This is a genomic window from Nitrospirillum bahiense (assembly GCF_007828025.1).
GTDB lineage: Bacteria > Pseudomonadota > Alphaproteobacteria > Azospirillales > Azospirillaceae > Nitrospirillum > Nitrospirillum amazonense.
This window is the reverse complement of the sequence record NZ_VITO01000004.1, coordinates 219,187-238,137: the sequence shown is the minus strand read 5'-3', so window position 1 is coordinate 238,137 and position 18,951 is coordinate 219,187. Positions and strand designations below refer to the sequence as shown.

Here is an 18,951-nt window from a genome sequence, read left to right as displayed (position 1 = left end):
AAATCCTCAGGCCCTGAACAGAGTCACAGCAGCGCCGGCAGTTCCTGCCGCAGCAGGTCCAGCACCACCCGCACCTTGGGTGGCACCTGCCGGCTGATGGGATAGAGCGCGTGCAGATCGAAGCCCGGCACCGTATACCCGGGCAGCAGCGGCACCAGCCGGCCCGCCGCCACATCCGCCGCGCACACCGGCGCCTGCAACACGCCGATACCGGCCCCGCCCAGCAGCAGGGCATGCGCCGGCCGCCAGTGGCCGAGGCTCATGCGTATCCTTATCGGCGCGGCGATGGCCGTGCCGTCATCGGCCACCAGGGGCAGCCGGCCGTTGGCGAACAGGCCGCCGACCCGTACGAAGTCATGGCCGCCCAAATCCTGCGGCCCCACCGGCGCGCCGTGGCGCTCGACATAATCGGGCGCGGCCACCAGCACGCGGCGGACATGGCCCAGGTGCCGGGCGATGAAGGCCCCCTCCCCGCTGTCGCCCAGCCGTAGGGAGAGGTCCACCCCCTCCGTCACCGGGTCCACAACGCGGTCATTCAGCACCAGGTCGATGTCGAGATCTGGGTGCGACTGGCGCAGGCGCAGCAGGATGGGCGGCAGCAGCACCTCACCCACGCCATGAGGTGCCGCCAGGCGCAGGGTGCCGCGCAAGGGCTGGTCCCGGCCCACCGCGGCGACCGCGTCGGCCGCCGCCTCCAGCGCCTGCCGGGCGCGTTCGTAGAAGACGGCGCCGGCATCGGTCATGGACAGGGAACGGGTGCTGCGCAACAGCAGGCGGCTGCCCAGATGGGCCTCCAGCCGCTCGATGCGTTCGCTCACCGCCGGCTGGCCCATGCCAAGGTCGCGGGCGGCGGCCGACAGGCTGCCCCGCTCCACCACCCGGACATAGACGCGCATCGCCATCAGCAAATCCATGGCGACGAGCCTATCGGATTTTCCGATGAAAGTAATCGAATGACCACATCTACCGGCCCATATGCCGATGGCCGACACAGGGAGCCTCACATTCCGAGGAATTCCCATGAGTGATATCCGCCTCTACTTCTTCCAGTCCGGCACGCAGCGCTGCAAGGTGCACGACATCCGCATGAACCAGGGCGGCGGCGGCGACTATGAAATCCCGGTGCCCTGGTTCCTGCTGACCCACCCCAAGGGCAACGTCGTCCTGGACGGCGGCCTGGCGGCCGAAGGGCTGGCGGATCCGCGCGGCTACTGGGGCGGCACGGTCGATGTCTTTCAGCCGGTGATGACGCCGGAACAGGGCTGCGTCGCCCAGTTGGCCACCCTGGGCTTGGCCCCGGGCGACATCCGCTTTGTCGCGCTGTCGCACCTGCATTCCGACCACACCGGCGCCATCGGCCGTTTCCCCCGCGCCACCCACATCGTGCAGCGGCGGGAGTATGAATACGCCTTCACCCCCGACTGGTTCGCCGCCGGCGCCTATGCCCGCCGGGATTTCGACCGCCCCGGCCTGGATTGGCGCTTCCTGGAGGGCGACGCCACCGACGGCTTTGACCTGTTCGGCGATGGGACCTTGCGCCTGGTGTTCACAGCCGGCCATTCGGTGGGCCACCAATCCTTTCTGGTCACCCTGCCCCACAGCGGCGCCTGGCTGCTGGCGGCCGACGCCGTCTACACCCTGGACCATTGGAACGAGAAAGCGCTGCCAGGCTTCCTGGCGTCCGCGGTGGACACCGTCCGGTCCGTGGCCAAGCTGCGCGCACTGGTGGAGCGGACCGGCGCCACGCTGGTGCCGGGCCACGACCCGGATGTGTGGCCCCGCTTTCGGCTGGCGCCGGACTATTACGACTGACGCAAGAAGTCGGCGATCAGCCGGGCGATCAGGTCCGGCGCATCCTCCAGGCAATAATGGCCCACGCCGGGCAGTTCATGAACGGCGGCGGCCGGGAACAGGTCGCGGAACAGCGGCAGGAAGTGCGCCCCCTGCAGGGTGCGGTCCGCCATCCCCCAGATGGCCAGCGCCGGCCGGGCCCGAATGGCGCGGACGGCGGCCGCGTCCGGCATCTCGAAACGGTGCATGCCGGTGGCGAACCCCTTGGCCCAGCCGATGGCGCCCAGGCAGTCCGCCGGGGTGGCGAAGGGCGCGCCATAGGCCGCCAGCCAGGCATCGGTGATGATGCTGTGATCCTCGAAGCCGTTGAGTTTCAGCGTGCTGAGGATGGTGTAGCCCAACTGGCCCAGCACCGTTTCCAGGCTGCCGTCCGCCTGTGCCTTGAGTATCCACTGGAACCAGGGGGCCGTCGCGGCATTGGCCAGCAACCGGCCGACCTGATCGGCCTGGCCAAAGGAGACGGGGCCGTTGGCCGAAATCACGCGGGCGATACGGTCGGGATGGCGGGCGGCCAGACCCATGCCCATCGGCCCGCCAAAATCGTGCAGCACCAGGGTGATGTCGCGCAGGTCCAGCGCCAGGACGAAGCGTTCCAGATTATCGATATGGTCCTGCAGCCAATAGCTGCGGTCCGGCGGCGTGGCGCTTTTGCCGAAGCCCATGTGGTCCGGCACCACCACGCGATACGTGGGGCTCAATGCCCTGATCAGGTGGCGGAACAGGTAGCCCCAGGTGGGTTCCCCATGCAGGCACAGCACCACCTCGCCCTTCCCCTCATCCACATAGTGCATGGGAAAGCCGGGGGCGTCGGTGACATGGGGGGTGAAGGGAAAGGTGCCGTCGAAGGTGGCGTCGGCGGGGATCATCGTGGCCTCCAAATTGGTTTCAAATTAAAACCGATTGAGACGTACCGCTTGAGGTATCAATTTGCAACCTCTATATCGGGGCGGGATGGGCATCGAGGAGGAGCGACCGCCATGGTCAAGCGCACCAGCCACCAGGACTCGCTGTGCGGCGTCGCCCGGCCGCTGGACGCCATCGGCGACGGCTGGTCGCTGCTGATCATCCGCGACGCCTTCGACGGCCTGCGCCGCTTCGGGGAGTTCCAGAGGAGCCTGGGCCTGGCCAAGAACATCCTGGCCGCCCGCCTGCGCACCCTGGTAGCCCACGGCATCCTGGAGGCGGTGCCCGCATCCGATGGCGGTGCCCACCAGGACTATGTGCTGACGGCCAAGGGGCGTGGCCTCTTCCCCGTGCTGGTGGCCCTGCGCCAATGGGGCGAGGACCATTTCTTCACCGCCGATGAGCCGCACGTGCGCCTGCTGGACAAGCGCACCGGGCTACCCTTGCGCCGCCTGGAACCCCAAGCCCTTGACGGCACCCCGCTGGCACCGGAGGACACCGTGGTGCGCTTCCCGGTGGAAAATCCTTAAACCCTGCATCGCTTCTGCACAAAAGCGCGCCTATCGTGGGCTGCAACGACGGGAACGATGGGGCGTATGAGCATGAGGATGGATAGGACTGAAACGACGTCCCCGCAGGCCGCCGGCAGGTTGTCGGGCGTTTTCCTCACCCGGCTGGTGGTGGCGCTGATCCAGGCGGTGGGTCTGTACCTGTTGGCGGAGGCGGCCGCCAAGCCGCTGGGATGGCCCGCCACGGCGCCCGCATTGTTCACCCCGTTGCTGACGGTGTTCATGCTGATTCCCCCGCTGATCCTGATGGGTGCCGGGCAGATCAGCCGGCGTCCGCTGACCGCCTGGGCGATGGCGGCCACACTGATCATCGCCGGCCTTGCCTATCATGCCGCCATTTCCCGCTCGCCGGTGGGTGACGGAAGCCCGCTGTGGCATAATTTCGCCTTATGGCTGCGCTTGGCCGGCGGCCTGTTCATCGCCCACACGCTGGTGGTAGACGCCGTCATCGAGCGGCGTTGGCGCCCCAGCTATCCGCGCCATTTTGACACGGCCTGGAAGCAAGGGGTGCAGGCGGCCCTGACCGTGGTGTTCGTGGCTGTGTTCTGGGGGGTGCTTTATCTCGGCGCCGGCCTGTTCAATCTGCTGAAGGTCACCTTCTTCGAACGGCTGATCCAACACGACTGGTTCGCCATCCCCGCCACCACCCTGGCCATCGCGGGCGCCGTGCACATCACCGACGTGCAGCCCGCCCTGATCCGGGGTGCCCGCGCCCTGGCACTCACCCTCTTCTCGTGGTTGCTGCCGCTGCTGGCGGTCATCGTCGTGGGCTTCCTTGGCAGCCTGCCCTTCCTGTCCCTGCAGCCGCTGTGGCGGACCCATTTCGCCGCCAGCCTGTTGCTGACGGCAGCGGCGGCGCTGATCTTCCTCATCAACTGTTGTTACCAGGACGGCGCGGCGGAACGGACAACCATCGCCGCCAAGCGCTGGGCCGGCACCGTGGGTGCGCTGGCCCTTCTGCCCCTGGTGGCGCTGGCCGCCTGGGCGCTGGGCCTGCGGGTAGAGCAATACGGCTGGAGCGTGCAGCGGGTGAACGCGGCGGCCATCACCATCGGCCTGGCCGCCTACACCATCGGCTATGTCATCGCTGTTATCCGGGCGCCCAATCCGCTAAGTCCCACCTGGTTGCGTCGGCTGGAGGACACCAATCATCTCACAGCCCACCTGGTGCTGATCCTGCTGCTGGCCCTGTTGACACCCGTGGCCGACCCCGCGCGGCTGATGGTGGCCAGCCAGATGGCGCAGTTGCGCGCCGGCACCCTTAGCCCCGACAAGATCGATCTGGTGGCCTTACGCTTCGATGGCGCCCGCTGGGGCCAGGACGCGGTAACATCGCTGCGCGAAGCGACCGACAGCCACTGGACTAAGGAGCAAACGGAAGCCCTGCACGCCAATGCCACCATGGTGCTCAGCAAAGAGAACCGTTATTTGGCGGCCACAGCCTCGCGACGCCCACAAACGGCCGCCGATCAGGTCAGGAAACTTAAGGTCTATCCTGCAGGCCGTGCCCTGCCGGCAGGCCTTGTCGAGGTCCTGAAGGACAACAACCGGCTTCATGACAGCAGCAGTTGCGCTGACACGGACGATGAATCTTGCGATGCTTTCGTGATTACCTTGCAGCCCGGCCAACCGGAAGCGGTCATTCTTCAGGAAAACGCCTACAGCACTGTGCTGTACCAGCAGAACGAGACCGGAGTCTGGAGCCTGGCCGGCTATCTATCGGTACCGATCTGCCCGGCCGTGCGTGATGCACTGGAAAAGGGACAAGTAACCGCGGCACCCCACCCCTGGCCGGACCTGATCGTGGGCGGCGTCCGCCTGAACATCATGCTCCCCACCGTCAATTGCCCGACGCCAGGGCCGTAAAGTCCCCCTGCCGGGAACATCCCCGCTGCCCATTCACTTCCAATTGAGGGGCGTTAGGGAAGGCCGGAGGCAACGCTGCGCAATATCGACTTCAGTTCCTGGCAGAACGTCGTCGTCACACTGCTGGGCCTGGCACTGGTCACCCTGATCGGCGTCGGCATCCGGCTGGTGGTGATGTCTACCGTTCAACAGCGGCGAGAGCGCATGAACCGCCAGATCAATGAGCGGCTGCGCACCCTGATCGCCGCCTATCGCACCCTGGGCGGGTCCTTCACCGGCGATCTCTCGGTGAATCCGGCCCATCTGCGCGACCTGCGGCCGCCCCCGCCAGTGCGGGTGCCGGCGGACGGCGACAAGGCGGCCGCCGTGCTGGACCTGACGCCGGAGCACGCCGGCGGGTCGGACCGGGCGCGGCGCATCCGCGACGCGGTGGAGGCCGCCCTGGCCGACATCCTACTGCTGGGCACGCAGGAGCATGTGCGCCTGGCGGAGCGCGCGGCGCGGGAGCTGGTGGCCGGCCACCTGGTCCATACCCAGGAACTGGTCGTCTCCCTGCGCGCCTTCATCCGCCAAGCCCTGGACCTGGACCCCATTCCTCCTGGCCTCGACATCCCCATGCAGGGTCCGGCCCGCCCCTCCGGCAACGGCGGCAGGAACAAGGACGACCGCCAGGGTGATAAGGCCGGCGACAAGAACGGCGGCGGAATGGGAATGGGAATGGGAATGGGCGGGGGCGGCGGCGGTGGAGGAGGCGGCTTCAGCTTCGGCGCCCCGGAGGAGCACGAGGACCGCGCTTGAACCGGGCTCACGCGGACATCCGGACAGCATCCCGGTAGGCCTTGGGCGACGCGCCGGTCACGCGCTTGAAGGCGGTGCTGAAGGCGCTTTCGGAGCTGTAGCCCAGCGACTGCCCGATCGTGGCCACGGGGGCGGCCCCCTCGCGCAACGCGCGTTCGGCCAGGCGCATGCGCCATTCGGTGAGATAGGTCAGCGGCGCCACGCCCGCCACCGTCCTGAAATGCAGCGCGAACGTCGTCCGCGACATGGCGCAAGCCTTGGCCAGATCATCGAGATGCCAGGCGCGGGCGGGCTCACCATGCATCAGCCGGAGGGCGGGCGCCAGGCGGGGGTCGCCCAGCGCGCGCAACCATCCGGCCGGCATGGGCCCGGACGTCTTGAGATGGGCCCGCAAAATCTGGATGAACAGCAACTGGGCCAGTTGCGCCGTCACCAGCTGCGTGCCCGGCAGGTCGGCGCGCCGCTCCGCCACCAACTGGTCCAGCAGCCAACGGAAGGCCGTCGCCTGCGGTGAGGCCGCCGGCACGTGGATCCACGGCGGCAGGACATCCGCCAGCAGCCGGCCGCTGACCGGATCAAGCAGGACATGGCCGCCGATATGGGCGAAATCATCGCCCTCACCCACCGTCACCGGCTTGGTCTTGTCGCTGCGGGAAAACAGGCTCATGGCGTCGACGGGCGCGACGTCCAGGTCACTGGCCAGCACGAAGGACCGCTTGGCCGACAGCAGGCCCACGTCGCCGGTCTCGAAATGAACCGGCGCCACCTCACCCTCGATGCGCACCCAGCAACGGCCCTTCACCACGGCGAAGAACTTGATCTTGTCAGGGGCGGGGAAACGGATAGCCCAGGCGCCGCCGCCCGTGAAGCCGCCGGTCACCAGCGATTCCGCGCTCGTGAACTTAAGGATGTCGGAGAAAGGGTCGGCGCTCATTTCCGTACTATCGCGAAAGCATCACGGACGTTCAAGCATTCACAGTCCGGACACCGCCCCCTACCTTGGGGCTGAGGACAAAGAGCGCCCGTTGGCTGGGCGTCGTCAAATCATCGCCCCTCATCATCAGGGCCCCTCTCGGAAAATCGACATGAATGACCAACTGATCCTCGTGACCGGCGGCACGGGTTTTATCGCCCAGCACTGCATCCTAGCGGCGCTGTCGGCCGGATATCGCGTGCGGACCACCGTCCGCTCCCTGGCGCGGGAGGCAGAGGTGCGCGCGCACCTGAAGGTTGGTGGGGTCGAGGCGGGCGACCGCCTGACCATCGTCGCCGCCGATCTCACCGCCGATGACGGCTGGGCGGAGGCGGTCGCCGGCTGCGCTTACGTCCTGCACGGCGCCTCCCCCACGCCGACGGGTGAGCAGGTCAGTGAGGACGATTGGGTCAGGCCGGCCGTCGAGGGCAATTTGCGGGTCCTGCGCGCCGCACGGGACGCCGGGGTCAGGCGGGTGGTGCTGACCTCCGCCTTCGGCGCCATCTGCGCCGGGCACAAGGCCATGGGCCGGCCGTTCAACGAGACGGACTGGAGCGACCTGACGGGTGCCGTCTGGCCCTATCAGAAATCGAAGACCCTGGCCGAACGGGCCGCCTGGGATTTCATCGCGCGGGAGGGACGCGGGCTGGAACTGTCGGCCGTGAACCCGACCGCCGTCCTGGGCCCCGTGCTGGGCGCCGATTATTCCCACTCCATCGGCCTGATCCGGAACATGATGAACGGGCAGCCGGGATGCCCGAAGCTCAATTGCGGGGTCGTCGATGTGCGGGATGTGGCGGACCTGCACCTGCGCGCCATGACCCATCCCGCCGCCAACGGCGAGCGTTTCCTGGCGATTTCCGGTGAAAGCCTGTGGATGATCGATATCGCCAGGGTGCTGCGGCGGCGCCTGGGGACTGCCGCCGCCAAGGTGCCGACACGGGTGTTGCCCAACTGGCTGGTCCGCCTGATCAGCCTGAAAAACCCGGTCATGAAGGGCGCTGTGACCCTGCTGGGCGTCAACCTGAACGCCACCAGTGAAAAAGCGATACGGCTGCTGGGCTGGGCGCCCCGCCCCGCTGAGGAAGCCATCGTCGCGACCGCCGAAAGCCTGATCCGGCTGGGACTGCTTCCCGGATTGAAACAGGCGGCGTAGGGGTGGAAGCGGACCGCCCCACCCCTGCGCCGCCCTATCCGCGTCAGTGACCGGGCAATTCCAGCCGCTCCAGGTCGCTGATCAGGCTGGGTCCGGTGGGATGCCAGCCCAGCACCTCGCGCGTCCAGGCGCTGGAGGCCGGCATGTCGAGGCCGGCGAACATGGACAGCCAGCCGAAATGGGCCGGCGCCTCTTCCTGGGGAATGGACTTGACGGGCAGGTCCAGCCGGCGGCCGATGGCCGACACGATGTCGCGGATCGCCACGCCCTCCTCCGCCACCGCGTGGTACTTCGCGTTGGGCTCGGCCCGCTCCACCACCAGCCGATACAACCGGGCGACGTCCAGCACATAGGCGGACGGCCAGCGGTTCAGGCCCTCACCCACATACACGCATTCCCCCTTCTGCCGGAACATGCCGATCAGGGGGGTGATCAGACCTTGGGTGATCGGGTCGTGGACCTGCGGCAGGCGCACCACCGACACGTTGATCCCCTCCGCCGCCAGGGCGGCGGCCGCTTCCTCCGACGCCGCCCGGGGGTGGACGTTCGACCCGACGATGGCGTTGCCCTCCTTCGCCGGCTCGCCCGGCACGGTGTTGGCGATGGGGGTGCCGGAGGTGATGACCAGGGGGCGGTCGGTGCCGGTGAGTGCCGAGCCCAGCGCCCGGATCACCCGGCGGTCATCCTCGCAGTTGGCCACGAAGCGGGAGAAGTCATGGTTGAAGGCCAGATGGATGACGCCGTCGCACTGGGCGGCCCCGCTGCGAAGGCTGTCTTCATCCTCCAGCGATCCATGGTGGAGTTCAGCGCCGGCGGCGGCCAGGCCCGCAGCCTTCTCCTCCGACCGGCAGAGGCCCAGCACGTGGTGGCCGGCCGCGATCAGATCCTTCACCACGGCGGAACCGATGTTGCCGGTGGCACCTGTCACGAACACACGCATGGTCCGGATATCCTTATCTTAAACGGTGAAATAGGCGGGGTGGTCGAGATCGGCCAGCAAGCCGGGCTGAGCCGGCGTCCAGCCCAGCAGGGCGCGGGTGTGGGCGCTGGCGGCCGGGCAGTCGATGGCGGCGAAACGGGTGAACCAGCCGAAATGCTGGGCCGCCTCCTCCGCCGTCTGGGAAACGACGGGAACGCCCAGCCGCCGGCCGATGACCGCCGCGATGTCCCTGAACGGCACGCCCTCTTCCGCGATGGCATGGAACGGGCCGCCCTCGGCCCCCCGTTCCAGCGCCAGGCGGAAGACGCGGGCCGCATCCACGCGGTGCACGGCCGGCCAGCGATTCACGCCCTCGCCGATATAGGGGGAGACACCCTTTTCGCGCGCCAGCTGGATCAGGCGCGGAACGAAGCCATGATCGCCGTGGCCGTGGACCGAAGGGGCCAGCCGGACGGCCGTCACCCGCACGCCGTTGGCCCTCAACGCCGCCGCGGCCGCTTCCGGATTGCGGGGGAAGGCCTCGGACTCCGGCCGGGTTGGGGTCTGCTCCGTGGCCAGGGTCCCCGGCGCCAGCAGGGCGACACCCGAGGTGACGACCAGTGGCCGGTCGCTGCCCACCAGCACCTCACCGATGGCGGCGATGGCGCGCCGCTCATCCGCGCCATTCTGCGCGAAGTTGGTGAAGTCGTGGTTGAAGGCCAGGTGGATGACGCCGTCGGCCTGTTCGGCGCCGCGCTTCAGGCTTTCCTGGTCTTGCAGGCTGCCATGATGAACCTCGGCACCGGCCGCGGCCAAAGCGGCGGCCTTGTCGGGCGCGCGGCACAGGCCCAGCACCTGGTGCCCCGCCCCGATCAGATCGGCCACCACGGCGGAACCGACCCATCCCGTGGCGCCTGTCACGAATACACGCATCTGCGTCGTCTCCAAGTTTCGCTGAAGACAACTCTCGACGCCCGCTCTATCCTGGTAAAGTAGTGACCTTATCATAGTAAAATGGCTAACAGGATGAGCGAGCCACTGACCGCCGACAGTCCGGGTGACAACAAGTTGGGTGACTACCTGCGCGACCGGCGCACCAAGCTGGACCCCGCGGCCCTGGGCTTCCCGGCGGAGCGGCGGCGCACCGCCGGCCTGCGCCGGGAGGAAGTGGCGCAGCGCGCCAACATCAGCCCCACCTGGTACACTTGGCTTGAGCAGGGCCGGGGCGGCGCCCCCTCCGCCGATGTGCTGGACCGCATTGCCCGCGCCCTGATGCTGACGGAGGCGGAGCGGGAGCATTTGTTCCTGCTGGGCCTGGGCCGCCCGCCCGAGGTGCGTTACCGCCGGAACGACAGCGTGACGCCCCGCCTGCAACGCGTACTGGACGCGCTGGATCCCAGCCCCGCCCTGATCCGCACGGCCACCTGGGACGTGGTGGCCTGGAACCGGGCGGCCACCGTCATGCTGACGGATTACGGCGCCCTGCCGCCGGAGCGGCGCAACATCCTGCGCCTCCTTTTCCTGGACCCGCGCGCCCGCGCCGTGCAGTACGATTGGGAAAGCGTGGCGCGTTTCGTTCTGGGCGCCTTCCGCATCGACGCCGCGCGGGCGGGGGCCGCCGCCGAGGTGGCGCCGCTGGTGGACGAGTTGTGCCGCCTCAGCCCCGAATTCGCCACCCTGTGGCGCGAGAACGGGGTTGTCAGCGCGCCGCATGAGGCGGTGAAGCACATCCGCCATCCCGTCATCGGCCCACTTGCCTTTGAATACACGGCCTTCGCGGTGGACGGCCGGACAGACCTCACCATGACGGTCTACAACCCCGCCACGGAAGAGGACGCCCAGCGCATCCAATCGCTGATGCGGTCGTGATCACGCCGTCCCGGCCACCCGCGCCCGCCGCAGGTAAAGCGACAGGGCGACACCCAGCCCCGCCGCGGCCCCGCCCACCAGGAAGACGCTGCCGTAGCCGGCGCGGTCGGCCAGAAAACCGACCAGGGGGCCCGTCAGGCCATAGGCCAGATCCTGGAAGGCGGTGAAGCCGCCCAAGGCAGTACCACGCAGATGCGGGGGCACCAGGTGCACCACCTCCCGCCCCATGGACGGAAAGATCATCGAGCAGCCCAGGCCGGTCATGAAGGCGCCGGCCAGCGCGAGGATGGGATCGTGGGCGCTCCATACCAGGACCTGGCCCGCAGCCTCGACAGCCAGCGAGCCGGTGGCCACCAGCAATCCGCCGATGCGGTCCGGCAGGTGGCCGAACACCACCCGCATCAGGACGAAACCGCCGCCGAACGCCGTAAGGCCCAGGCCGGCGTGGTCCCACATCCGGTTCAGAAAATAGAGGGCGAAAAAGGCACCGATGGCGGCGAAGCCGATGCCCTGCAGGCAGACGATCAGCCCATGCGGCCAGATGCGGCCCATGACGCTGAGGAAGGACGGCCGGACGGCGTGCGGATGCGGGGCGACGCCCGCCATAGGCCAGATCGCCACCAGCCCCAGACAGGGCAATGCGGCGCTCACCGCCATGGCGCCGGCGAAACCGGCACGGTCCAGCAGCGCCAGGCCGATGGGTCCGCCGACGGCCAACGCGCCATAGATGGCAGCACCGACAAGGGACAGGACCTTGCCCGTGCGCTGGGGACCGGCGATGCCGATCCCCCAGGCGACGACGCCAACCCCGGCGAAACTTTCCCCCAGGCCCAGCAGCACACGGCCGGCCAACAGGGTCAGGAAGGCCGCCACCGGCCTGTGCTGCAGCAGGCCCGCGCCCAGGGACACCAGGCCGCCAGCCGCATAAAGGAGCAGGCCGCGCGCCACGGCCGCCTTGGCGCCCCGCCGGTCGGACAGGCCGCCCGCCGGCCCCCGGCTGAGGATGGCGGTGAGAAAGGTCATGCCGGTGCCGAGACCAGCCCAGGCATTGTCCAACCCCAACTGCCCGGTGACATAGACGGGCACGGCCGGCAGGGGGATGGCGACACAGAGGTAGGACAGGAAGAGGACGGCGATCAGCAGTAGCAAGCGGCCCTGCGCCGGGTCACGCGATGAAATGGATGCCATGGGAATGCTCCGGGCTTTTGCCCCGGCCGGCGGCGCGTGCAAGGCAACGCACACGCCCGCCCGGTCGGGGCGGTCGGTGCGTTGGTTGACGTTGAACGCTTACGGCCGCCTTGGGAGCGGCATCGGAATGGGCACGTCGCCGTGCCATAGGGAAAATACGACGACTTCGTCACATTCCCTAGTCGCATTGGCGGCGCGCTCTAAGCCTCCCCAGACAACCTGCTGTTTCCACTATTGAAAAGGCTTCCATCGCACGGCTTCCCGATGCCCTGCCATACCTGTTACACGGCTGGTGTTCAGCTTTTCGGAACGGGGCCCCTGAGCTTCCGCCTCAACTGGGTGCCATACCCATGCATCATCACGGCGACGCCTCATGCGCGACATCAGAAAATCTTCTTAGATAATTGTTATTAAATGATATTTTTTGCATATCTCATCCAATTTCTGAAGCGCCCAAGGCCACCCATCGACTGATGCCGATGGCCTCCAGGAAGGCCGGATCGTGGCTGACCACAACCAAGGCGCCGTCATAAGCGCGCAGGCCGGCTTCCACCACCTCGATGGCGTCGATGTCCAGGTGGTTGGTGGGCTCATCCAGAATCAACAAGGGTGGCGGCACCTCGCCCCCGAGCACGCAGGCGAGACCGGCACGCATCAACTCGCCGCCACTGAGGCTGGCTACCTCTTGCAAGGCGGCATCAGCCCGGAAACGGAACCGGGCCAGGGCGGCACGGCAGGTGTTCTCGGTGGCCCCAGGGTTCAGGCGGCGGAAGTTTTCCAGGATGGACGTGGCCGGATCCAGCAGGCTGACCCGCTGGTCCAGCAGGGCCAGGGCGGTGTGGGTGCGCACAGTCCCGGACCAGGGTGCCAGGCGGCCGGTCAGCACCGCCAGCAGGGTGCTCTTGCCCGACCCGTTGGGGCCCTCGATAGCCACCCGCTCGGGGCCCGTCACCGTCAGGGACAGGCCGTCCAGGATGGGGCGCCCCTGCGCATAGCCGGCGGTCACCGTCTCCAGTGCCAGCACCACCTTATGGACCGGCAGGCGGGTAGAGGCCAGGGTGATGGACAGGGGCTGCAGCACCTCGATGCGGGCGCGGGCCGCCGCCGCCGCGTCCTCCGCCTGGGCGCCTCGGGCATCGGCCAGGCGGGCGCCGGCCCCAGCGCTGCGCTCGGCATTGTCCTGCCGTTGCCCCAGCAAGATGCGCGGCATATCGCCCTTGTCCGCCTTGCGCCGGCCGGCACCGTCGCGTCGCGCCTGGCGCTCCACCGCCTCCTGCGCCCGCCGCGCGGCATCGGCCACGCGTTTCTCCGCCTCATCCAGGTCATGCCGGGCCGCCGCCAGCTCCTGTGCCTTCAAGGCGCGGTAGCGGCTCCAGCCCCCGCCATAGCTTGTGGCGCCCAGGGAGGTCAGCTCGACGATGGTGTCCATGCCCTCCAGCAGGGCGCGGTCATGGCTGACGACGATGGCGCCGGCCTTCCATCCGCCCAGCAGGGTCGCCACGGCGGCGCGGCCCTCCGCGTCCAGATTGTTGGTGGGCTCATCCAGCAGCAGGAAGTCCGGCTCGGCGAATGCCAGAGCGGCCAGCGCCACCCGCGTCCGCTGGCCGCCCGACAAGGTCACCAGCGGTGTCCCGGGCATCACGTCCAAGGCCAGACGGGCCAGCGCGCCCTGCAGCCGCGTCTCCAGGGTCCAGTCGGCGTCCCCCAGTTCGTCCACGGTCGCGATACCCTGCTCCGCCCGGCGCAGCAGCGCCAAGCCGTCGGCCACGCCGAACAGATCGGCCACGGTCTCGTCGGCACGCAGGAGCGCGCCCTGGCGCAACACGCCCAGGGTGCCCGACACGGTCACCGTACCAGCCCGCGGCGGCACCGCCCCGGCGATCAGCGCCAACAGCGTGGACTTGCCCACACCGTTGCGCCCGACAAGGCCGATGCGCTGGGCTCCGAAACTGAGGGAAAGATGGGAGAAAAGCGGGCGTCCGTCAGGCGTGGCCCAGCTGAGATCGGCAAGCGTGATGGTGGCAGGCATGATGGATATCCCCGAAGACGGAACGAAGGCTCGTCGTGTTCGGGCGGAAATCCATGAAGCACCATCCAGTTGGTTCGCACTGGCCACAAACCTAGGGACGGCAAAGGGCGATTTCAAGCGTGGGTGTGGACGGGATGGCGGATGGGGTGGGATTCGAACCCACGGTGAGTTGCCCCACGGCGGTTTTCAAGACCGCTGCCTTAAACCACTCGGCCACCCATCCGTCTTCTTCGCCAATGGCTTACCGAACGCCCCTCAGCCGAAGCGAGAGATTTTTCCATCCGGTTCCACCGACGGCCCGGGCCTCGGGCACCGGGAGGCCCATCGTCTAGCATTCCCTCGCGGCCCGCGTCCACACGGTTGCGCGGGGTGCCGCCATTATTCCTGGCCGCTGACTCGCCAAGCCCGCACCAGGTTGCAGCATTCCTGCGCCAGCTGGATGCGCCGGAGCGGCTCCGCCGACAGCGCCGGCGGGAACAGGCGCGCCAGGGCCGGGGTGGCATCGACGTCCAGGGCCAGGACGACGCGCTGTCCGGGCGCTGGGTTCTCGACCTGATGGGGGATGGAAAAGTCACCCGCCCAGGCCTGGCCGGGGGGATAGGCGGCCGCCTCGTGCCCGATCCAGGTCACGGCAGCCGGCGGCACGGCGATGGGAATGAGGATGCGCGCCTCCTCCAGATGCAGGGCTTGGCCGTCATAATGCCATTTCAGGATCTCCCCCGGCCCCTGCCGCAGCAGGTAGCTGGCCCGCACCCGCCAGTCCACGCGCGCCAGAAGCGCGGCGACGGACGGCATCATGGCCAATGCCGGCATCGCCACCGGTGCCCCATCCAGGCGCCGGTCCAGCAGCGGCACGGATGTCCAGCCGTTGGTACCGCCGAAACTGCCGCGCGCCTCGCCCGGCAAATCCCGGTCCAGGGTGGCGAAGTCCGCCTGAAGCGCGGCCACGTCCATCGCCATGGCCAACGGGCCGTGCAAGGTGAGCCCGCTGTCCCGCGTCAATTCCTGCCAAGGATGCAAGCCCGCCCCCGTCCCCTACGCCCGTGCACCACGTTCCTGTTTAGCGGTTAAGCCGCCCGCCCGCCATGAGACAGGTCATCCACCTGCACGCCCCCGCGCCGGGCAATTTCCCCCTCGCACCCCGCCCCCGGGCCGGGTACAAGCGGATCAGGCAGTTGCATACAATATCGGGAGCGAGACATGTCGGATATCAGCCGCCGCGCGTTGCTGGCGGGCGCCTCGGCCGTGGCCACCAGCCTGGCCCTGCCCTTCCCCGTCTGGGCCGCTGAGGCCACCCCGGCGCCGGGTGACACGGCGGCGGAAAAGCTGCTGGCCGGCATCGCCGAGCGGCTGCTGGCTGAATATCCGGAAAACGCCACGGCGCTGGGCATCGACAAGGACGGGCGCGCGGCCCTGCACAGCCGCCTGACCGACCGCTCCGCCGCCGCCGACCGCGCCCGCGCCGCCTGGGCCAGCGAGACGCTGAAGACCCTACAGGCGGTGGACCGCGCCGCCCTGTCCGCCCCCCAGGCCCTGAACGTGGACGTGACGGAGGAGGCCTTCCGCACCGCCATCGAAGGCTGGCGCTTCCCCTTCGGCGATGTGGGCACGCTGTCCGGCCAGAACAGCTTCCGCAACACTCCCTACTCGGTGACGCCCCTGGGCGGCGCCTATGTCGACATCCCCACCTTCCTCGACACCCAGCACGCGGTGGAGACCGCCGCCGATGCTGACGCCTACTTGGCGCGGGTGGAGGCCTATGCCGGCGAACTGGCGGCGGAGGCCGAGCGCCTGGACCATGACCGTGGCGTGGGCATGGTGGCGCCGGACTTCGTGCTGGACATCATGCTGGGCCAGATGGTGCCGGCGCGGGCCGAACCCATCGCCCAATGGGGCCTGGTGGACAGTCTGCGCCAGCGCGCCGCCAAGGCCAGGCTGCCGGAGCGCTACGCCAAGGAGGTGGAGGCGCTGTGCGCAGCCAAGGTGGCGCCGGCCCTGGACAAGCAGATCGCCGCGTTGAAGGCCCAGCGCGCCGTGGCGGTAGCGGAGCCCGGGGTGTGGCAGCGGCCGCAGGGCGAGGAGTATTACGCCTGGGCGCTGAAGGCCGGCACCACCACCACCCGCACGGCGGAGGAGATGCACGCCCAGGGGCGCGAGCAGATCGCCCAGATCCAGGCGGAGATGGATACCCTGCTGAAGGCCCAGGGCCTGAGCCAGGGCACGGTGGGGGAGCGCATGACGGTGCTGAGCAAACGGCCGGACCTGCTGTTCACCAACGACGATGCCGGCCGCGCCAAGCTGCTGGAATACCTGAACGGCCGCATCGCCGACATCCGCACCCGCCTGCCCCGCGCCTTCGCCACCCTGGTGCAGGGCAAGCTGGTCATCCGCCGGGTGCCGCCCGCCATCCAGGACGGCGCCCCCAACGGCTACGCCTCGGCCGGCAGCATCGACGGCAGCGTGCCCGGCTACTACTACATCAACCTCAAGGACACGGGCATCTGGCCGCGCTACTCCCTGCCCACGCTGTGCTATCACGAGGGCATTCCCGGCCACATCTGGCAGGGCGAGTACGCCAACCAGCTGCCCCTGATCCGCACCCACCTGGCCTTCAACGCCTATTCCGAGGGCTGGGCGCTGTATGCCGAGCAGTTGGGCAACGAGCTGGGCGCCTATGACGGCGACCCGCTGGGCAAGCTGGGCTTCCTGCAGTCCATCGGCTTCCGCGCCTGCCGCCTGGTGGTGGACACCGGCATTCACGCCAAGCGCTGGGGCTTCCAGCAAGCACTGGACTGGTTCCACGCCAACACCGGCATGCCGGTGGCCCAGCTGCGCAGCGAGCTGAACCGCTATTGCGCCATGCCGGGCCAGGCCTGCGGCTACAAGATGGGCCACAACCAGATCAACATGCTGCGCAAGAAGGCCGAGGGCGCCCTGGGCCAGCGCTTCGATCTGAAGCGTTTCGACGACGCCCTGGTGCTGTCAGGCAACGTGCCCCTGACCCTGCTGGAACGCATCGTCGACCAGCACATCGCGGCGATGAAGGGCTGAGGCTGGACGGGCGGCGGCTGGAGAAACCTGGCCGCCGTCCCAGCTAGGCACGCCATTGGCTCAAGTCACACGCACATGACCAAAGAACGAGCCGTGGGTGATTGAAAAAGTGATCCGAATAAGGGCTTCCTAGTCAGATTTATTGACGTCACGCACAAGATACAGATCCATGCAAATCTGAAAATAGTATCCAAGTATGGCCATGCGCGATCTGGCCGCCGTCTCATAATCCCCCGCTATTTCGACGTCATCCATCTCCATGACATGAGAGAGCATATCGTTCATGCTCATTTCCCTTGGATCGCACGTCCCTAGCGCACCTAACGCCCTCAACAGATCCTGATTGGCCCGACGATAGTCTTGGTGCCCGAACGACATTCTAGCCCAACTCCAGTACTGCATGATCCGCTTAAACTGGGCCGGATCTATCGTGGGAATGGTGGGATCATCTCCCCGATGTGCGTCCCCGTCAGCGCTGCAGCTTGGCCCACCGCCACCTGCCGACGCGCCGCCCGTTGGCTGGCAGATAAGGGGCAGGGCCATGATAGCAGACCACAAGGCTGCTTTAGCGGACTTCCGGATAGATGCGGCGCAAGACGCCATGATCACCCTCATAATAAGCAAGACCATAGTTTTTGGCAGCCTCAACATTCGCTATCCTATTGGCTATATCACCAGGATATCCAAGCTCATTCATCAAATATTTTACTCTGTCATCTTGATATTTTATCACATTTTCATAACTATCAGATCGGCGCGTCTGTTTTGTTTTTAGGAACATGAACTGTTTGTCGCCACTTTGAACAAGGGAGAAATTGATCGGGTTGTCGAGAAGAACCTGCGTATCGCCGCCGCTGAATGATACCCCCACCCTTCCATCGTCATACGGGTGGGTATGGGTTGTTCCGAGAAGGCTGTAATGTGTCGGGTCCTTGACCTGAAGGTCCGGCCTGAAATCCCGACAAGTGACACCCTTCCCGTCCTTGTTCTGAAATTCCAGTGCTCCATCTTGCCGGGCCACCACAGTGGCGCCGTGCTCCCTGACCTTTTCGCCTGTTTCTAAACACCGCGGCGCATTTGGCTGTGACAGAGGCGCCAAGCTTTCCTGCCAAAGCGAATTGTTCGCCTGCTCAATGTCATCGGCGAATCTGAACACCGGAGGGGCGTGATACGGGTTCGCTGGAATGGCGAAATCGGACGCGGTCGAAACAGGCGGAAGCGCCTGTGCTTTGGGAATGTCCGCGTCCCTCTTCTTCGGCTTGGTTGCCGCTTCCCGCCCGCTCGACGCGGCTGGCTTTGCCTCGACCGGCCCACCCGCCTCCCGCTCCCCACCCTCGCCGTCCGCCCAGCGCCCATGCCAGTCGCGGGGTTGGTCGGGGCTGTACTTCGCCAGATTGTCATTGGCCCGGGCAAGGCGAACGGCGGCATCCCAGTCCAGTTCCGGCAGGCGCAAGTGCACCGCACGGATCATGGCCTGAACCAGGTCGCCCCGGTTCAGCGCGTCGGCGATCTTAACCAAACTGGGCAGCACGGCGGCGTGCGGCCCGATGCCGGCATAGGCACGCTTCAGGAGAACCGACACCTCCGCCACCGGGCGGGCCTGGAAGCCGCCGGCGCCCTTGGCCAGCAGGGGCACACCGGCCAGGGCGAGACCTTCCGCCGTGCAACTGACGCCCAGGCCACCCGGGCCGTTGCTCAGGCGGTACCGACGTTGCCAACCATCCATGCCCGCTCTCCCGGTTGATGGAAAAGCATCGTATGTTCCTATTTTGTTCATGT

General features: G+C 67.6%; 16 protein-coding genes and 1 tRNA gene. 7 read left to right on the top strand and 10 right to left on the bottom strand.

What is annotated here, in order from left to right; translation table 11 throughout:
* Positions 1-23: 23 nt before the first annotated feature.
* The gene (locus tag FBZ88_RS07915; protein ID WP_145616235.1) at positions 24-914 is read right to left on the bottom strand and encodes a LysR family transcriptional regulator; all 891 of its coding nucleotides are present in this window, start codon (positions 912-914) and stop codon (positions 24-26) included.
* Positions 915-1,020: 106 nt separating this feature from the next.
* Between FBZ88_RS07915 and attM the strand changes: the two genes are divergently transcribed.
* Positions 1,021-1,812 carry an AttM family quorum-quenching N-acyl homoserine lactonase gene (attM, locus tag FBZ88_RS07910; RefSeq protein WP_145616233.1) on the top strand — a complete coding sequence of 264 codons (792 nt, stop codon included), beginning with the start codon at positions 1,021-1,023 and terminating at the stop codon, positions 1,810-1,812.
* Here the strand turns inward: attM and FBZ88_RS07905 are convergent.
* Complete coding sequence (locus tag FBZ88_RS07905) at positions 1,803-2,717, bottom strand: alpha/beta fold hydrolase (RefSeq protein WP_145616231.1); 915 nt, start codon at positions 2,715-2,717, stop codon at positions 1,803-1,805. The genes attM and FBZ88_RS07905 overlap by 10 nt on opposite strands.
* Before the next feature lie 111 nt (positions 2,718-2,828).
* On the opposite strand from FBZ88_RS07905, the gene FBZ88_RS07900 reads away from it, so the two are divergent.
* The 3 genes from FBZ88_RS07900 to FBZ88_RS07890 all read left to right on the top strand — a co-directional run bounded on the left by FBZ88_RS07900 (position 2,829) and on the right by FBZ88_RS07890 (position 5,987).
* On the top strand, positions 2,829-3,284 hold the full coding sequence (locus FBZ88_RS07900; protein WP_145616229.1) for a winged helix-turn-helix transcriptional regulator: 456 nt from the start codon (positions 2,829-2,831) through the stop codon (positions 3,282-3,284).
* A gap of 78 nt (positions 3,285-3,362) precedes the next feature.
* Entirely contained in the window at positions 3,363-5,189 is a 1,827-nt protein-coding gene (locus FBZ88_RS07895; protein ID WP_186464271.1) for a DUF4153 domain-containing protein, read from the top strand.
* A gap of 204 nt (positions 5,190-5,393) precedes the next feature.
* On the top strand, positions 5,394-5,987 hold the full coding sequence (locus tag FBZ88_RS07890; RefSeq protein WP_411861200.1) for a hypothetical protein: 594 nt from the start codon (positions 5,394-5,396) through the stop codon (positions 5,985-5,987).
* 7 nt (positions 5,988-5,994) lie between these two features.
* On the opposite strand, the gene FBZ88_RS07885 is transcribed toward FBZ88_RS07890, so the two are convergent.
* A complete protein-coding gene (locus FBZ88_RS07885; RefSeq protein WP_145616223.1) occupies positions 5,995-6,921 on the bottom strand; it encodes an AraC family transcriptional regulator in 927 nt (308 codons plus the stop codon).
* A 151-nt stretch (positions 6,922-7,072) separates the two neighbouring features.
* Between FBZ88_RS07885 and FBZ88_RS07880 the strand changes: the two genes are divergently transcribed.
* The gene (locus FBZ88_RS07880; RefSeq protein ID WP_145616221.1) at positions 7,073-8,116 is read left to right on the top strand and encodes an SDR family oxidoreductase; all 1,044 of its coding nucleotides are present in this window, start codon (positions 7,073-7,075) and stop codon (positions 8,114-8,116) included.
* Between the two features lie 43 nt (positions 8,117-8,159).
* Here the strand turns inward: FBZ88_RS07880 and FBZ88_RS07875 are convergent, their stop codons facing one another.
* Together FBZ88_RS07875 and FBZ88_RS07870 are read right to left on the bottom strand one after the other, a co-directional pair.
* On the bottom strand, positions 8,160-9,056 hold the full coding sequence (locus FBZ88_RS07875) for an SDR family oxidoreductase (protein WP_145616219.1): 897 nt from the start codon (positions 9,054-9,056) through the stop codon (positions 8,160-8,162).
* 18 nt (positions 9,057-9,074) lie between these two features.
* Positions 9,075-9,968 (bottom strand): SDR family oxidoreductase, encoded by an 894-nt coding sequence (locus tag FBZ88_RS07870; RefSeq protein WP_145616217.1) that lies wholly within the window; start codon positions 9,966-9,968, stop codon positions 9,075-9,077.
* Between the two features lie 93 nt (positions 9,969-10,061).
* Here FBZ88_RS07870 and FBZ88_RS07865 point away from each other — a divergent pair, with 93 nt between their 5' ends.
* Positions 10,062-10,904 (top strand): helix-turn-helix transcriptional regulator, encoded by an 843-nt coding sequence (locus tag FBZ88_RS07865; protein WP_145616215.1) that lies wholly within the window; start codon positions 10,062-10,064, stop codon positions 10,902-10,904.
* Here FBZ88_RS07865 and FBZ88_RS07860 read toward each other — a convergent pair whose 3' ends face one another.
* The 4 genes from FBZ88_RS07860 to FBZ88_RS07845 form a co-directional block, all read right to left on the bottom strand.
* Positions 10,905-12,092, bottom strand: a complete 1,188-nt coding sequence (locus FBZ88_RS07860; RefSeq protein WP_145616213.1) for an MFS transporter — start codon at positions 12,090-12,092, stop codon at positions 10,905-10,907.
* 433 nt (positions 12,093-12,525) lie between these two features.
* Entirely contained in the window at positions 12,526-14,121 is a 1,596-nt protein-coding gene (locus tag FBZ88_RS07855; RefSeq protein ID WP_145616211.1) for an ABC-F family ATP-binding cassette domain-containing protein, read from the bottom strand.
* 135 nt (positions 14,122-14,256) lie between these two features.
* Positions 14,257-14,344, bottom strand: a tRNA-Ser gene (locus tag FBZ88_RS07850).
* A 155-nt stretch (positions 14,345-14,499) separates the two neighbouring features.
* Positions 14,500-15,141, bottom strand: a complete 642-nt coding sequence (locus tag FBZ88_RS07845; protein WP_145616209.1) for an aspartyl/asparaginyl beta-hydroxylase domain-containing protein — start codon at positions 15,139-15,141, stop codon at positions 14,500-14,502.
* Between the two features lie 180 nt (positions 15,142-15,321).
* On the opposite strand from FBZ88_RS07845, the gene FBZ88_RS07840 reads away from it, so the two are divergent.
* Entirely contained in the window at positions 15,322-17,172 is a 1,851-nt protein-coding gene (locus tag FBZ88_RS07840; protein WP_145616208.1) for a DUF885 domain-containing protein, read from the top strand.
* Positions 17,173-17,737: 565 nt separating this feature from the next.
* On the opposite strand, the gene FBZ88_RS07835 is transcribed toward FBZ88_RS07840, so the two are convergent.
* Entirely contained in the window at positions 17,738-18,898 is a 1,161-nt protein-coding gene (locus FBZ88_RS07835) for a hypothetical protein (RefSeq protein ID WP_145616206.1), read from the bottom strand.
* Positions 18,899-18,951: the final 53 nt, after the last annotated feature.

Coding starts and splice junctions, on each gene's coding strand:
- FBZ88_RS07915 (WP_145616235.1), bottom strand. CDS start 914: ATGGATTTGCTGATGGCGATGCGCGTCTATGTCCGGGTGGTGGAGCGG.
- attM (WP_145616233.1), top strand. CDS start 1,021: ATGAGTGATATCCGCCTCTACTTCTTCCAGTCCGGCACGCAGCGCTGC.
- FBZ88_RS07905 (WP_145616231.1), bottom strand. CDS start 2,717: ATGATCCCCGCCGACGCCACCTTCGACGGCACCTTTCCCTTCACCCCC.
- FBZ88_RS07900 (WP_145616229.1), top strand. CDS start 2,829: ATGGTCAAGCGCACCAGCCACCAGGACTCGCTGTGCGGCGTCGCCCGG.
- FBZ88_RS07895 (WP_186464271.1), top strand. CDS start 3,363: ATGGATAGGACTGAAACGACGTCCCCGCAGGCCGCCGGCAGGTTGTCG.
- FBZ88_RS07890 (WP_411861200.1), top strand. CDS start 5,394: ATGAACCGCCAGATCAATGAGCGGCTGCGCACCCTGATCGCCGCCTAT.
- FBZ88_RS07885 (WP_145616223.1), bottom strand. CDS start 6,921: ATGAGCGCCGACCCTTTCTCCGACATCCTTAAGTTCACGAGCGCGGAA.
- FBZ88_RS07880 (WP_145616221.1), top strand. CDS start 7,073: ATGAATGACCAACTGATCCTCGTGACCGGCGGCACGGGTTTTATCGCC.
- FBZ88_RS07875 (WP_145616219.1), bottom strand. CDS start 9,056: ATGCGTGTGTTCGTGACAGGTGCCACCGGCAACATCGGTTCCGCCGTG.
- FBZ88_RS07870 (WP_145616217.1), bottom strand. CDS start 9,968: ATGCGTGTATTCGTGACAGGCGCCACGGGATGGGTCGGTTCCGCCGTG.
- FBZ88_RS07865 (WP_145616215.1), top strand. CDS start 10,062: ATGAGCGAGCCACTGACCGCCGACAGTCCGGGTGACAACAAGTTGGGT.
- FBZ88_RS07860 (WP_145616213.1), bottom strand. CDS start 12,092: ATGGCATCCATTTCATCGCGTGACCCGGCGCAGGGCCGCTTGCTACTG.
- FBZ88_RS07855 (WP_145616211.1), bottom strand. CDS start 14,121: ATGCCTGCCACCATCACGCTTGCCGATCTCAGCTGGGCCACGCCTGAC.
- FBZ88_RS07840 (WP_145616208.1), top strand. CDS start 15,322: ATGTCGGATATCAGCCGCCGCGCGTTGCTGGCGGGCGCCTCGGCCGTG.
- FBZ88_RS07835 (WP_145616206.1), bottom strand. CDS start 18,898: ATGGATGGTTGGCAACGTCGGTACCGCCTGAGCAACGGCCCGGGTGGC.